General features: G+C 66.5%; 11 protein-coding genes. 6 read left to right on the top strand and 5 right to left on the bottom strand.

Annotated elements, in window-relative coordinates:
* The 4 genes from preA (at window position 1) to GJV26_RS08365 (ending at window position 5,592) form a co-directional block, all read left to right on the top strand.
* Window positions 1–1,302, top strand: coding sequence for an NAD-dependent dihydropyrimidine dehydrogenase subunit PreA (gene preA, locus GJV26_RS08380; protein ID WP_155708422.1), 1,302 nt, complete (start codon window positions 1–3; stop codon window positions 1,300–1,302).
* Window positions 1,303–1,410: 108 nt separating this feature from the next.
* Complete coding sequence (locus GJV26_RS08375; RefSeq protein WP_189441744.1) at window positions 1,411–2,916, top strand: NCS1 family nucleobase:cation symporter-1; 1,506 nt, start codon at window positions 1,411–1,413, stop codon at window positions 2,914–2,916.
* Window positions 2,913–4,307 (top strand): dihydropyrimidinase, encoded by a 1,395-nt coding sequence (hydA, locus tag GJV26_RS08370; RefSeq protein WP_155708421.1) that lies wholly within the window; start codon window positions 2,913–2,915, stop codon window positions 4,305–4,307. Before GJV26_RS08375 ends, hydA begins: the two co-directional genes overlap by 4 nt.
* Before the next feature lie 10 nt (window positions 4,308–4,317).
* The gene (locus GJV26_RS08365) at window positions 4,318–5,592 is read left to right on the top strand and encodes a Zn-dependent hydrolase (protein WP_229419224.1); all 1,275 of its coding nucleotides are present in this window, start codon (window positions 4,318–4,320) and stop codon (window positions 5,590–5,592) included.
* On the opposite strand, the gene GJV26_RS08360 is transcribed toward GJV26_RS08365, so the two are convergent.
* Together GJV26_RS08360 and GJV26_RS08355 are read right to left on the bottom strand one after the other, a co-directional pair.
* Window positions 5,589–6,233 (bottom strand): CatA-like O-acetyltransferase, encoded by a 645-nt coding sequence (locus tag GJV26_RS08360; RefSeq protein ID WP_155708420.1) that lies wholly within the window; start codon window positions 6,231–6,233, stop codon window positions 5,589–5,591. The genes GJV26_RS08365 and GJV26_RS08360 overlap by 4 nt on opposite strands.
* Window positions 6,234–6,273: 40 nt before the next feature.
* Window positions 6,274–7,185 carry a LysR family transcriptional regulator gene (locus GJV26_RS08355; RefSeq protein WP_155708419.1) on the bottom strand — a complete coding sequence of 304 codons (912 nt, stop codon included), beginning with the start codon at window positions 7,183–7,185 and terminating at the stop codon, window positions 6,274–6,276.
* Between the two features lie 115 nt (window positions 7,186–7,300).
* On the opposite strand from GJV26_RS08355, the gene GJV26_RS08350 reads away from it, so the two are divergent.
* Window positions 7,301–8,023: a sulfite exporter TauE/SafE family protein gene (locus GJV26_RS08350; protein WP_155708418.1), complete on the top strand. Its 723-nt coding sequence runs from the start codon at window positions 7,301–7,303 to the stop codon at window positions 8,021–8,023.
* Window positions 8,024–8,098: 75 nt separating this feature from the next.
* Here the strand turns inward: GJV26_RS08350 and GJV26_RS08345 are convergent, their stop codons facing one another.
* Window positions 8,099–9,040: a LysR family transcriptional regulator gene (locus tag GJV26_RS08345; RefSeq protein WP_155708417.1), complete on the bottom strand. Its 942-nt coding sequence runs from the start codon at window positions 9,038–9,040 to the stop codon at window positions 8,099–8,101.
* A 188-nt stretch (window positions 9,041–9,228) separates the two neighbouring features.
* Between GJV26_RS08345 and GJV26_RS08340 the strand changes: the two genes are divergently transcribed.
* Window positions 9,229–10,446, top strand: a complete 1,218-nt coding sequence (locus GJV26_RS08340) for a urate hydroxylase PuuD (protein ID WP_155708416.1) — start codon at window positions 9,229–9,231, stop codon at window positions 10,444–10,446.
* A gap of 177 nt (window positions 10,447–10,623) precedes the next feature.
* Here the strand turns inward: GJV26_RS08340 and GJV26_RS08335 are convergent, their stop codons facing one another.
* Complete coding sequence (locus GJV26_RS08335) at window positions 10,624–12,153, bottom strand: response regulator (protein WP_155708415.1); 1,530 nt, start codon at window positions 12,151–12,153, stop codon at window positions 10,624–10,626.
* The gene (locus GJV26_RS08330) at window positions 12,150–13,931 is read right to left on the bottom strand and encodes an ATP-binding protein (protein ID WP_155708414.1); all 1,782 of its coding nucleotides are present in this window, start codon (window positions 13,929–13,931) and stop codon (window positions 12,150–12,152) included. Before GJV26_RS08330 ends, GJV26_RS08335 begins: the two co-directional genes overlap by 4 nt.
* Window positions 13,932–13,938 lie beyond the last annotated feature (7 nt).

Genomic DNA, 13,938 nt, shown 5'->3' with positions numbered 1-13,938 from the left:
ATGAGTGCCGAATTCAATAACCTCGCCATCGACTTCTGCGGCATCAAGTCTCCGAACCCGTTCTGGCTGGCCTCCGCGCCGCCCACCGACAAGGCCTACAACGTGATCCGCGCCTTCGAGGCGGGCTGGGGCGGCGTGGTCTGGAAAACGCTGGGCGAGGACCCGCCGGCCGTCAACGTGTCGTCGCGCTATTCGGCCATCTACGGCAAGAACCGCGAAGTCATCGGCTTCAACAACATCGAGCTGATCACCGACCGCTCGCTGGAAATCAACCTGCGGGAGATCACCGCCGTCAAGGAAGCGTGGCCGGACCGTGCGATCGTGGTCTCGCTGATGCTGCCGTGCGAGGAACACTACTGGGCCGACATCCTGCCCAAGGTGGAAGCCACCGGCGCGGACGGCATCGAGCTCAATTTCGGCTGCCCGCACGGCATGCCCGAGCGGGGCATGGGCGCGGCCGTGGGCCAGGTGCCGGAATACGTGGGCATGGTCACCGCGTGGTGCAAGAAGCACAGCAAATTGCCGGTGATCGTGAAACTCACGCCGAACATCACCGACATCCGCCAGCCGGCCCGCGCGGCCCACGGTGGCGGCGCCGACGCGGTCTCGCTGATCAACACGATCAATTCCATCACGTCGATCGACCTGGAGAGGATGGTGGCGCTGCCCACGGTCGGCTCGGCCAGCACGCACGGCGGCTACTGCGGCACGGCGGTGAAACCGATCGCGCTGAACATGGTCGCCGAGATCGCCCGCGATCCGCAAACGCGCGGCCTGCCCATTTCCGGCATCGGCGGCATCAACAACTGGCGCGACGCCGCCGAGTTCATCGCGCTGGGCGCCGGCTGCGTGCAGGTGTGCACCGCGGCGATGCTGCACGGCTTCCGTATCGTCGAGGAAATGAAGGACGGCCTGTCGCGCTGGATGGACAGCCAGGGCTACCGCACGATCGAGGAATTCCGGGGCAGGGCGGTGCCGAACACCACGGACTGGAAGTACCTGGACATGAATTTCAAGACGATCGCGCACATCAGCCAGGCGGACTGCATCGGCTGCGGCCGCTGCCACGTGGCTTGCGAGGATACGTCGCACCAGGCCGTCGCCCGGCTGGTGGACGAAGCCACCGGCAAGCGCACCTACGAAGTCATCGACAGCGAATGCGTGGGCTGCAACCTGTGCGAGATCACGTGTCCCGTGCAGGGCTGCATCACGATGGTCCCGCAGCAGACCGGCAAGGGATACCTGAACTGGACGCAGGATCCGCGCAATCCTCGGGCGGAGCAGGTGCCGACCGCGGCGTAAGGCAGCTCCATAAAAAAAACCGGTGTCGGACACCTTTTCGGGAAACGCCTCCAGAAGGTACCCGACACCATACAGTACGCACCTGTTCAGCAATCGAGGAGAGTCCAAGTGAATCACGACATCAAAGCCAACCCCCACCTGTGGAACGAAGACCTCGCGCCCACTTCCGCCGCACAGCGAACGTGGCTCTGGTACCACTTCGCGGCGCTGTGGGTCGGCATGGTGATGTGCATTCCGGCCTATACGCTGTCGGCCAGCCTGGTCGAAGCGGGCATGTCGGCGTGGCAGGCGGTGATCACCGTGTTCCTGGCGAACGCGATCGTGCTGGTGCCGATGCTGGCGATCGGCCATGCCGGCACCAAGTACGGCATTCCCTACGCGGTGCTGGCGCGCGCCTCGTTCGGCACGGCCGGCGCGAAGCTGCCGGCGCTGATGCGCGCCATCGTGGCCTGCGGCTGGTACGGCATCCAGACGTGGTTCGGCGGCCAGATGATCTACACGCTGCTGGGTGTGCTGATGGGGCACGAGATCGGCGGCGACAAGCTCGCCGTGCTCGGCATCAACGGCGCGCAGCTGGCATGCTTCCTGGCATTCTGGGCGATCCAGTTCTGGTACATCGTGCACGGCATGGATTCGATCCGCAAGCTCGAAACGTACACCGCGCCATTGAAGATCCTGATCTGCTTCGTGCTGCTGTACTGGGTGTACGAAAAGGCGGGCGGCTTCGGCCCGCTGCTGGACAAGCCGTCGCAGTTCGCCCCCGGCCAGCCGAAGGAAGGCCAGTTCTGGATCGCGTTCTGGCCGTCGCTGACGGCGATGGTGGGCTTCTGGGCCACGCTGGCACTGAACATTCCCGACTTCACCCGCTTCGCCAAGTCGCAGAAGGACCAGATCGTGGGCCAGTCGGTCGGCCTGCCGGTGCCGATGGGTTTGCTGGCCGCGCTGGCCGTCATCGTCACGTCCGCCACCGTCGTCCTGTACGGCAAGGCGATCTGGGACCCGGTGGACCTGGCCGCGCGCATGACCGGCGTGGCCGTGCTGGTCGCGCTGATCGTGCTGCTGGTCGATACCGTCAGCGTCAACCTGGCCGCCAACCTGGTCGGCCCTGCGTATGACTTTTCCGCGCTGGCGCCGAAACGCATCTCGTACCGCACCGGCGGCTACATCACGGCCGGCATCGCGCTGGCGATGATGCCGTGGAAGCTGCTGGAAACCACGCAGGGCTACATCTTCACGTGGCTGATCGGCTATTCGGCGCTGCTGGGCCCCATCGCCGGCGTGCTGATCGTCGACTACTACCTGGTGCGCAAGACGGAGCTGAACGTGGCGGAACTGTACCGCGACGACGGCGCCTACTCGTACCGCAACGGCTGGAACACGGCCGCCATCGCCGCCTTCGTGGCCGGCGTGCTGCCGAACATTCCCGGCTTCCTGAACGCGGCGTTCCCGGCATCGTTCCCGGACGTGGGCGATGCGTTCAAGACGATCTACACGTATGCCTGGTTCGTGGGCATCGCCATCGCCGCCGCCGTCTACGGCGTACTGATGCGTGCTCCCGCGCGCGCAGGCAAGCTGCACCCGGCAACGCCGGTCCTGAATGGAGACACAAAATGAGCCTGATCATCCGAGGCGGTACCGTCGTCAACGCCGACCGCGCCTTCCGCGCCGACGTGCTGTGCGACGGCGACAGGATCGTCGCCGTCGGCGACAACCTGGACGTTCCCGCCGGCGCGCAGACCGTCGACGCATCCGGCCAGTACGTGATGCCCGGCGGGATCGACCCGCACACGCACATGAACCTGCCGTTCATGGGCACCGTGACGGCCGACGATTTCTACACGGGCACGGCGGCCGGCCTGGCCGGCGGCACCACGACGATCATCGATTTCGTGATCCCGAACCCCCAGCAGCCGCTGCTGGAGGCTTACCACCAGTGGCGCGGCTGGGCCGCGAAATCGGCCGGCGACTACACGTTCCACGTGGCGATCACGTGGTGGTCCGACCGCGTGCACGAAGAGATGGGCGTGCTGGTGCGCGACCATGGCGTGAACAGCTTCAAGCACTTCATGGCGTACAAGAACGCGATCATGGCGGACGACGAAACGCTGGTGAAGAGTTTCAGGCGTTCGCTGGAACTGGGCGCCATCCCCACGGTGCACGCGGAGAACGGCGAACTGGTGTACCAGTTGCAGCGCGACCTGCTGGCGAAGGGCATCACCGGGCCCGCGGCCCATCCGCTGTCGCGCCCGCCGGCGGTGGAAGCGGAAGCCGCCAACCGGGCCATCGCGATCGCCGGCGTGCTGAACACGCCGCTGTACATCGTGCACGTGTCGTGCAAGGAATCGCTCGATGCCATCACCCGCGCCCGCGCGCTGGGCCAGCGCGTCTACGGCGAGGCGCTGGCGGGGCACCTGATCATCGACGACAGCGTGTACCAGAACCCGGACTTCGATTTCGCCGCCGGCCACGTGATGAGCCCGCCGTTCCGCAGCAAGGAGCACCAGCGCGCGCTGTGGCAAGGCCTGCGCGGCGGCAACCTGCACACGACGGCGACCGACCACTGCACGTTCTGCGAGGCGCAGAAGGCGGCCGGCCGCGACGATTTCACGAAGATCCCGAACGGTTGCGGCGGTGTCGAGGACCGGATGGCCGTGATCTGGGATGAAGGCGTGGGCGGCGGATTGCTGACGCCTTCCGAGTTCGTCAAGGTGACGTCGGCGAATGCCGCACAGATCTTCAATATCTACCCGCGCAAGGGTGTCGTGCAGGCTGGTGCCGATGCGGACCTCGTCGTGTGGGATCCGGCGGGCACCCGCACGATCTCGGCGAAGACCCAGTTCGCGAAAGGCGGCTTCAACGTCTTCGAGGGCCGCACCGTGAAAGGCATTCCCAGTACCACGATCGCCGCCGGCAAGATGGTGTTCCACCGCGGCGAGCTGATGGCCGTCGAAGGTGCCGGCCGGCACGTCGACCGCCCCGCATTCACGCCGATTTCCCCGAACTGAAGGGTACCAGATGAACGACATGACGGAAGCGGTAAAGACTGAAACGACCACGGATGCGCTGCGGGTCGACGGCAAGCGGCTGTGGGATGCGCTGATGGAGCTGGCGCAGATCGGCGCCACCGAGAAGGGCGGCGTGAAGCGGCTGGCGCTGACGGACCTGGACCGGCAGGGCCGCGACCTCGTCGTCGGCTGGGCGAAGGCGGCCGGCATGACGGTCACCATCGACCAGATCGGCAACGTGTTCATGCGCCGCGCCGGCACGGACGATGCGCTGCCGCCCGTGATGACGGGCAGCCACATCGACACGCAGCCCACCGGCGGCAAGTTCGACGGCAACTACGGCGTGCTGGCCGGCCTGGAAGTGGTGCGTACGCTGAACGACCACGGTATCCGGACCGAGGCGCCGATCGAGGTGGCCTTCTGGACCAACGAGGAAGGCTCGCGCTTCGTGCCCGTGATGATGGGCTCCGGCGTGTTCTGCGGCGCGTTCACGCTGGAACATGCGTACGCGGCAAAGGATGTCGACGGCAGGACGGTCGGCGAGGAGCTCGAACGTATCGGCTATCGTGGCGACCAGGCGCCGGGCGACCATCCGATCGGCGCCTATTTCGAAACGCACATCGAGCAGGGCCCCGTTCTGGAAGACGCGGACAAGGTGATCGGCGTGGTGCCGGCCGTGATGGGCCTGTCGTGGTACGACTGCACGGTGACCGGCATGGAAGCGCATGCCGGCCCAACGCCGATGCACCTGCGGCGCGACGCGATGCAGGTGGCGGCGAAAATCGTTCCCGAGGTGGTGGCGATCGCCAACCGCTACCCGCCATACGGCCGCGGCACGGTGGGCATGATGCAGGTGTTCCCGAACAGCCGCAACGTGATTCCCGGCGAAGTGAAGTTCTCGATCGACCTGCGCAACGTGAACGACGAGCTGCTGAACCGGATGCACGAGGAAATGACGGCGTTCATCGACAGGACCGCGGCCGAGTCGGGCCTGGGCATCAAGCTCGAACGCGTGTCGTACTACCCGCCGTGCCCGTTCCATGAGGACGTGGTCGGCGCCGTGCGCAGCGCCACCGCGAAGCTCGGCTATTCGACGATGGACGTGGTGTCCGGCGCCGGGCACGATGCGATCTACGCGGCGCGACTGGCGCCATCGGGCATGATCTTCGTGCCGTGCAAGGACGGCATCAGCCACAACGAGATCGAGGATGCGCAGCCGGCGCACCTGGAGGCCGGCTGCAACGTGCTGCTGCACGCGATGCTGGAGCGGGCGAAGGTGGTCTAGCCTTCGGCAATTATCGCCGCCAGCTCGGCGGCGATCTGCTGCGCCAGCTGGTGGATGTGGAAGCCGTCCACGAAGCCGTGGTGCGCCTGCACGGAGAACGGCAGCAGCAGTTCGCCCGGCGCGCCGTCGCGGAACTTGCCCCAGGCGATCGATGGAATGTCGGGGCAGGCAAGCGTCGCCACCGGGTGCTGGATCGAGGTGAAGGCGAGCCAGGGGATGCACGTGACATGCACCTGGTGCTTAGCTTCGCGTGGCGACAGGGTGCTGTAGTGGGCGTTCAGCGCCGTCATGTTCGATGCCGCCTCGCGGGCGGCGCTGCCGCGCGCCACGAACGTGCGCAGATCGTCCGACCAGTCGAACATCGCGAAATTGAGGTCGTTGTTCTCGTTGATCACCGTGAACGCAGGAATCAGCCGGTCGATCATGAACACCTCGCCATCGTGGATCCGGTAGCGGAAGTTTTCCACCTTCAGCACCGCGCGCAGGATGGCGCACAGCAGCACGTGGAACGGCGGCAGGCCGTTGGCCTTGCACCATGGACGCGGATCCGGCAGCTCCAGCGGGAACGAGAGGTTGACGGCCGGGCTGTCCATGCCGTCGAAGAGGTCGAAGCGGTCGCGCCGCCGTGCGAAGTTTTCCATGCTGTGGTCCGGTAAATGCAAGCACGGGATTGTCGCACAGCTATGCCGTCGCGGACTGCGCGACCGCCAGCGCATCGACGAGTTCCCGCGCATAGCCCGGCAGGTCCGCGTAGCTGCGCGTGCACAGCAGCAGGCGTCGCTTCGTCCACGCATCCGCCAGCTTCACCACCCTCACGTTCGCCGCGTCGCGCGAGCGCACCACGGCCGATTCGGGCAGCACGGCCAGCCCGGCGCGGCTTGCCACCATCCGGCACACGGCATCGAAGCTGCGCACGCGGACGCGGTAGCGCAGCCGCCTGCCCAGCCGGGTCGCCTGCTCGCCGAGGTACATCTGCAGCGCGCTGTCGCCGGCCAGGCCGATGAAGTCGTGCTCCACCGCGGCGGCAAAGGGCAGGGCGGCATTGCGCCGCAAACCCTTGCCGAGCGGGTGGCCGGGATGCAGCGCGAGCACCAGGCGGTCTTCGCAGAACAGCCGCGTTTCAAGGCCGCTGCTGTCGACCGAATCGGTGACGATGCCGATATCGGCCAGGTCGTCGCGCATCGCCTGCACGATGTCGCTGGACAGGCGCTCCTCGAGATCGACGTTGACGTGCGGATGCGCGGCCATGAACGCCGCCAGCGCATCGGGCAGGAACTCCGTCAGCGCCGAGGTATTGCACAGCAGGCGCACGTGGCCTTTCAGGCCCGTGGCGTATTCGCCCAGGTCGGCGCGCATCTTTTCCATCTGCTGCGCGATCAGCCGCGCATGGTGCAGCAGCGTGCGGCCGGCGGCGGTGGGCTCCACGCCGCGGCGGCTGCGTTCCAGCAGCGGCACGCCGAGCACGTCTTCCATGCCGCGCACCCGCGCGCTGGCCGAGGCCAGGGCCAGGTTGGCCTGGGCGGCGCCGGCGGTGATGCTGCCGGTTTCCACCACGCGCAGGAACAGTTTCAGGTCGGTCAGGTCGAATCGCATGTTTTTCTCCAGCTTTGTTTTCTTGCCCTTCTTGTCGCAGCCTTCGTCCGGGACGAAGGCTGGAGCAGTATATTCCACATTTCCAGGGGCACTGGCCGGCGGCATACTGGCTTCCATGGAAAACCATCTTCTCTACATTTGCGTGGTGTTCGTGCTGGCGGGCATGGTGAAGGGCGTGACCGGCATGGGCCTGCCCACGGTGGCGATGGCGCTGCTGGGCCTCGTGATGCCGCCGCTGCAGGCGGCCGCGATCCTCGTGGTGCCTTCGCTTTTGACGAACATCTGGCAGATGCTGGAGCGCAAGGGCCTGTATGCGGCGTGGCTGCGCCTGCGGCCGATGCTGCTGGGTGTGTGCGCCGGCACGCTGCTGGGCGGCGCCCTGTTCGCCGGCGGCGAAGGCAAGGCGATCCTCGGCGTGGCGCTGGTGCTGTATGCGCTGCTCGGCTTGTCGTCATGGCAGTGGCGGGTGCGCGCGGAACAGGAATGGTGGCTGGGTCCGGCGGTCGGCGTGGCGACCGGCATCCTGACGGCGGTAACCGGCGTGTTCGTGCTGCCCGCCGTGCCTTACCTGCAGGCGCTGCGGCTGGAGAAGGAAGCGCTGGTGCAGGCGATGGGGCTGTCGTTCACCGTGTCGACGCTGGCGCTGGCGGTATTGCTGGCCGGGCATGGCGCGTGGCAACCGGCCGATGCCGGCATGTCGTTCGCCGCCCAGTTGCCTGCGCTGCTGGGGCTGGCGCTGGGCACCCGGCTGCGCGAACGGCTCGAACCGCGGGTGTTCCGGCGGTGCTTCTTCGCGACGCTGCTGCTGCTCGGCGTGCACATGGGCGTGGGCGGATGAGCAGGCGGCATGCGAACGGGAACCGGTGCCGGACACCACACAAGACGTGGTGTCCGGCACCGGTTCCTTCAATCCTTAGCGCCCCTTCACCAGCGCCTTGGCGGCGCTCGTCACCTGGTCGCGCAGCCACTTGTGCTCCGGCGACTGGTGCACCCGCTCGTGCCACAGCTGGTAGAAGCGCATCGGCGGGAATTTGACGGGCACGGTGAAGATCTTCAGCGGCAGCGTCTTTTCGTAGAACTGCACGAACTGGCGGCCGGTGGTCAGGATCAGGTCGGACTGCACCAGCATGTAGGGGATCAGGCCGAAATAGGCCGACTCCACCGCCACGTTGCGGCGCAGGCCCTGGCGGTCGAGAAAGGCGTCGATCACGCCGATCGTACCCTGCACCATCTGCGACGGCGCCACGTGCGGCAGCGTCAGGTAATCGTGCAGCGTCATCGCATCGTCGGCGGTGCGCTTCGCATACGGGCTGGCCGCGTGCATCGCGCACACGATCGGGTCCTCGAACAGCTTCGAGATATGCAGGTGCTGGGGCGGCTCGTCCCAGTTGGCGATCACCAGGTCCATGTCGCCGTCCGACAGCAGGCGCACGTAATCGACACCCGGCCCCAGGCTGTGGATGACCACGCGGCTCTTCGGCGAGCCGCGCCGCAGCAGCGCGACCACGCTGGGCAGGAACTGGCTGTCCAGGTAATCCGGCGCGGCGATGTGGAACGTGCGCGCCTCTTCCTGCGGGGCGAAGGGCGCTTTCTTGACGAACAGGTTCTCCGTCTCGTCGAGGATGCGCTTGGCCGGCTTGAGCAGGCTTTCGCCATGTTGCGTGGGCACCATGCCGCGTGCGCCGCGCACCAGCAGCGGATCGCCCGTCAGTTCGCGCAGCTTGCGCAGCGAGGCGGAAATCGATGGCTGCGGCTGGTTCAGCTTCAGTGCCACGCGTGAAACGTTTTTCTCCACCAGCAGCAGGTACAGGATGCGGATCAGGTGCAGGTCGAGATGTTGCGGCAGGGCGGACATGGCAATGGCTGTGTCTATACGGATACGGATATGGCGAATATACGTGAACTTTCATGTCGCGTGCACGACAATCGGTGTATCGACTGAAGATAGCCACAATCCGCACAACGGCCACAACATCGGCAATAACGTGGCAAAAGCGTGGCCATGACGCGGTCCCATCCAAGCCAAGACGCGACGACAAGCCCATGGACACCATTGATTACCTCATCCCCTACGGCCTGGAATGGCTGAACATGCTCGTGCGCTGGCTGCACATCATCACAGGCATCGCCTGGATCGGCGCCTCGTTCTACTTCGTCTGGCTGGACAACTCGATCCGCCCGCCGGCGCCGGATTCCGACCTGGCGAAGAAGGGCGTGACGGGCGAGCTGTGGGCGGTGCACGGCGGCGGCTTCTACAACCCGCAGAAGTACCTGGTGGCGCCCGCCGAACTGCCGGAGGAACTGCACTGGTTCAAGTGGGAGGCGTATTCCACGTGGCTGTCGGGCTTTGCGCTGCTGACGATCGCCTACTATTTCAACGCGCAGGCGATGATGATCGACCGGGCGGTGGCGGACGTCACACCATGGCAGTCGGTCGGTATCGGCCTGGGCTCGCTGGTCGCCGGCTGGATCGCGTACGACCTGCTGTGCCGCTCGCCGCTGGGCAAGCACGACCTGTGGTTCGGCATCGTGGTCTTCGCGCTGCTGACCGGCGCCGCGTGGACGCTGACGCACCTGCTGTCCGGCCGCGCCGCCTACATCCACGTGGGTGCGATGATCGGCACGATCATGGTGGCGAACGTGGCGATGCTGATCATTCCCGGTCAGCGCAAGATGGTGAACGCGATGCTGGCCGGCGGCAGGCCGGACCCGGTGCACGGCCTGCGCGCCAAGCAGCGCAGCGTGCACAACAACTATTTCACGCTGCCGGTGCTGTTCATCATGATCAGCAACCACTACGCGATGACGTACCGGCACGAACATGCATGGCTCGTGCTGGCGCTGATCATGGCGGCCGGCGTGTTCATCCGCCACTTCTTCAATGTGCGGCACAAGGGCCGCGTCGAATGGCGCTATCCGGCCATCGGCGTGGCGCTGCTGCTGGCCGTCGCCGTGATGATCGCGCCGCCGAAGCCGGCCGCTGTCGCGCGGCAGGCCGATCCCGCCGCGCAGTTCGCGCGCGTCAAGGCGATCGTCGACCGGCGCTGCGTGTCGTGCCACGCCGCCCGCCCCACGCAGCCCGGCTTCGCCACCGCGCCGGCCGGTGTCGTGTTCGACACGCCCGACCAGGTGCGGCGGCAGGCGCTGCAGATCCACAAGCAGGTGGTGGAGCTGAAGGCAATGCCGATCGGGAACCTGACCAATATGACGGAGGAGGAAAGGGCGGAGGTGGGTGCGTGGTTTGCGGCTGGCGCCAGGTAAGGAAAAGCGGGGGCCGTCATCGCGTGATGGGGAACGCGACGGAAAACCGGTGTCGGATACTACTTCCTGGGAGATTCATCCAGGGAATGGTGTCCGACACCCGCCGCTCGGCAGTCGTTCGCGGCGTCCAGGTTCAGGTTTTTCAAGTTCCGACACCGGCCCCTTGCCGGGGTGCCGTTACCGGCGCATGAACGTGCGCACCGTGTCGTTCAGCGTTTCCATGTTGACCGGTTTGGTCAGGTGGTGGTTGAAGCCGGCGGCCATCGCGCTCATCCGGTCCTTGTCCTGGCCGTAGCCGGTCAGCGCGATCAGCACCGTTTTCGCCAGTTCCGGGTAGCCGCGCAGCTTCTCCGCCACTTCCACACCGCTCATGTCGGGCAGGCCGATATCGAGGAACACCACGTCCGGCCGCAGCCGCAGCGCCGCCTCGATCGCGCCGGCGCCGTCGTGCGCCATGTGCACTTCGTGGCCGGCGAATTCCAGCAGCGCCGACACGATCTCGGCCGAATCCACGTTGTCGTCGACGACCAGGATGCGGTGCGCGTCCGCCGGCTTGCCGGGCACCGGGGCGGCGCTGCAATCGGTATCGTCGGCCTGCGGCGTGCGTGCCAGCGTGGGGAGCCGCACTTCGAACGTGCTGCCCTTGCCAGCGCCTTCGCTGTGCACGGCGACGGTGCCGCCATGCAGGTTCACCAGCGTGCGCACCAGCGACAGGCCGATGCCCAGCCCGTCCTGCACGCGGTCCGGCGAATGGCCGGCCTGCGCGAACAGGTCGAAGATCGAGTCCGCCAGTTCCGGCGCGATGCCGATCCCGTTGTCCGTCACGCGGATCACGGCCTGGGTGCCTTCGAGGCAGGCGGACAGCACGATGCGACCGCCCGGCGCCGTGAACTTTGCCGCGTTGTTGAGCAGGTTGCCCACCACCTGGGTCAGGCGCACGCTGTCGCCATCGACCCAGATCTCGTGATCGGGCAGCTTCACGGCCAGCACATGCTGGCGTGCGGCGACGTTCGGCTCGGCCGTTTCGGCCGCGCTTTTCAGCAGGCCGCACAGTTCCACCTCGGAACGGCGCAGCGCGATCTTGCCTTGCGAGATGCGCGAGACGTCCAGCAGGTCGTCCACCAGCCGCACCATGTGGTCGGTCTGGCGCAGGATCACGCGCCGGGCATTCTCCTGCGCCGGCGACGAATGCGGATCGAGGCTGCGCAGCAGTTCGACGGCGTTGCGGATCGGGCCCAGAGGGTTGCGCAGCTCGTGCGCCAGGATCGCCAGGAATTCATCCTTGCGGCGATCCATGTCGCGCAGCTCGCGCTCCACGTGGCCCAGCCGCAGCAGCGCGCGCACGTTGGCCACCAGTTCTTCCGGTTCGATCGGCTCGAACAGGTAATTGTCGGCACCGCTGTCGAGCGCGCGCACCTTGTCCGGCGACGACAGGTACGACGCGGAAGTCTGCAGCACCAGCACCATCGACGTGTGCGGATCCTGCTTGAGCTGGCGGCACACGTCGAAGCCGTTGATGTCCGGCAGCTTGGTATCGAGCAGCACCAGGTCCGGCTTCTGTTCCAGTGCCAGCTGCAGCGCCAGGCCGCCGCTGCCTGCTTCGATGACATGGAAGCCGGCGCGCTGCAGGATGCGGGTTTTCGCATAGCGGGCGGCGTCGGTATCGTCGACATTCAGGATCACGGGCCTGAGCGGGGTTGCCTTCATGATGGTCTCACTTGATGACAGAGAGCGTTCAATTGCGCCAGCAGTTCGTCGCGCCCGACGGGTTTGCCGAGATAAGCATCCGCCCCCAGCGAAAACGCCTTCTGGCGGTCCGCCACTTCGGAGGCGATGATGACCGGCACCCCCTTGCGGCGTTCGTCGTCCTTGATCTTGGCGAGCCAGTGCCAGCTGTCGCCGCCGTTCAGGTAGAGATCGAGGATCACCGCGGCCGGCTGCTCGACGGTCCACGCCTGTTCGGCTTCCCACACGCTGCGCACGGCGATCACGCGATAGGAAGTCTTGCGCAGGTAGCTGCGGTACAGCAGCTGGGTCGAGCGGTCGTCTTCCACCACCAGCACGGGGGTGCCGCCGCCCTCGGCCATGTCGGGCTGGAATATCTGCGGCTCCGGCATGTCGTCATGCAGCACCGGGATCACGGCCGAGAAGGTGGAGCCCACGCCGGGTGTGCTCTTCAGGGTCACCGAACCGCCCAGCAGGGCGGCCAGCTTGCTGCACAGCGGCAGCCCCAGTCCGGTGCCCTTGACGCGATGCTGCAGGCGGTTTTCCACCTGCGAGAATTCCTCGAAGATGAGCTGCTGGTGCTCGGGAGCGATACCGAGGCCGGTATCCTCGACGTCGAAGCGCACCGCGTCGCCTTTCGGGAGTAGCGTTGCCGATACGCGCACATGGCCGGTTTCGGTGAACTTCAGCGCGTTCGAAATGAAATTTCGCAGGATCTGCGACAGCTTCGCCTCGTCCGTCATCATCGTGACGGGGCCTTCCGGCTCGTCGAAGATCAGGTCCACGGTGGTGGACACCAGCAGGGGGCGCAGCATGCCGCGCAGCGCCGAGAACATGTCGTTCACTTCGAACGGCGCGGCGCGCACGTCGATCTTGCCCGCTTCGATCTTGGCCAGGTCGAGCAGGTCGTCCACCAGTTCGGTCAGCGATTCGGCGCCCTTCAGGATGAAGCGCACCTGTTTTTCCTGTTCCGGCGACAGCTCGCCATCCACGCGCTCGAGCAGCAGCCGGGTCAGCGCACGGATCGACGACAGGGGCGTCCTGAACTCGTGGGTCATGTTCGACAGGAAGCGCGTCTTCATCTCGTCCGCGCGGCGCAGGTGGTCGGCCTTTTCATCGAGCTCGGCGTACAGCGCGACCACGCCGCGGTTGGTATCCTCCAGCTCGCGGGTCAGCTGCATCAGCTCGTCCTGCCGCGTCTTCAGCTCGGCCAGCGTGGCCAGCAGCTCCCTGTTCTGCTGCTGCACTTCGGATACCGACACGTCCGGCGACAGTACGGCGAACTGCGCGCTCATTTCGCCCACGCTGGCCGCCGTCATCAGCGGCGCTTCGTACGGCAGCAGCTTCTTCAGCGTGACGACGGTGCCCGTACCCGTGCCCGTGCCGGCGCCGCCGTCCGTCGCGGTCTGGATGTCGAACTGGTCCATCAGCCGGCGCGCGCCGATGATGCCCATGCCCATCCCGGTGCGCGACTGGTAGCGGCCGGCCAGCACCACGTCCAGGTGCGCGATGCCGGGGCCCTTGTCCTCGATGCGGATCACCAGCAACTGCGGCGCGGTGACGCCTTCGACGGCGAACTCCACGCGGCCGCTGCCGGCATAGCTGTAGACATTGCGCGCCAGCTCCGACACGGCGGTGGCGATGCGCGCCTGGTCCTGCGCATTGAAGCCGCACAGCGCGGCGATCTGGCGCGCCCGCTGGCGCGAAGCGACCACGTCGATTTCACGCTCGATGCGAAGGTTGAGGATGCGCAGGGTCATGGCCATC

It is taken from the genome of Pseudoduganella dura, from assembly GCF_009727155.1.
Classification (GTDB): domain Bacteria; phylum Pseudomonadota; class Gammaproteobacteria; order Burkholderiales; family Burkholderiaceae_D; genus Rugamonas; species Rugamonas dura.
Note: the sequence above shows the minus strand (reverse complement) of the source record. Positions and strands in the feature narration are given on the sequence as shown.

Coding starts and splice junctions, on each gene's coding strand:
- preA (WP_155708422.1), top strand. CDS start 1: ATGAGTGCCGAATTCAATAACCTCGCCATCGACTTCTGCGGCATCAAG.
- hydA (WP_155708421.1), top strand. CDS start 2,913: ATGAGCCTGATCATCCGAGGCGGTACCGTCGTCAACGCCGACCGCGCC.
- GJV26_RS08365 (WP_229419224.1), top strand. CDS start 4,318: ATGAACGACATGACGGAAGCGGTAAAGACTGAAACGACCACGGATGCG.
- GJV26_RS08360 (WP_155708420.1), bottom strand. CDS start 6,233: ATGGAAAACTTCGCACGGCGGCGCGACCGCTTCGACCTCTTCGACGGC.
- GJV26_RS08355 (WP_155708419.1), bottom strand. CDS start 7,185: ATGCGATTCGACCTGACCGACCTGAAACTGTTCCTGCGCGTGGTGGAA.
- GJV26_RS08350 (WP_155708418.1), top strand. CDS start 7,301: ATGGAAAACCATCTTCTCTACATTTGCGTGGTGTTCGTGCTGGCGGGC.
- GJV26_RS08345 (WP_155708417.1), bottom strand. CDS start 9,040: ATGTCCGCCCTGCCGCAACATCTCGACCTGCACCTGATCCGCATCCTG.
- GJV26_RS08340 (WP_155708416.1), top strand. CDS start 9,229: ATGGACACCATTGATTACCTCATCCCCTACGGCCTGGAATGGCTGAAC.
- GJV26_RS08335 (WP_155708415.1), bottom strand. CDS start 12,153: ATGAAGGCAACCCCGCTCAGGCCCGTGATCCTGAATGTCGACGATACC.
- GJV26_RS08330 (WP_155708414.1), bottom strand. CDS start 13,931: ATGACCCTGCGCATCCTCAACCTTCGCATCGAGCGTGAAATCGACGTG.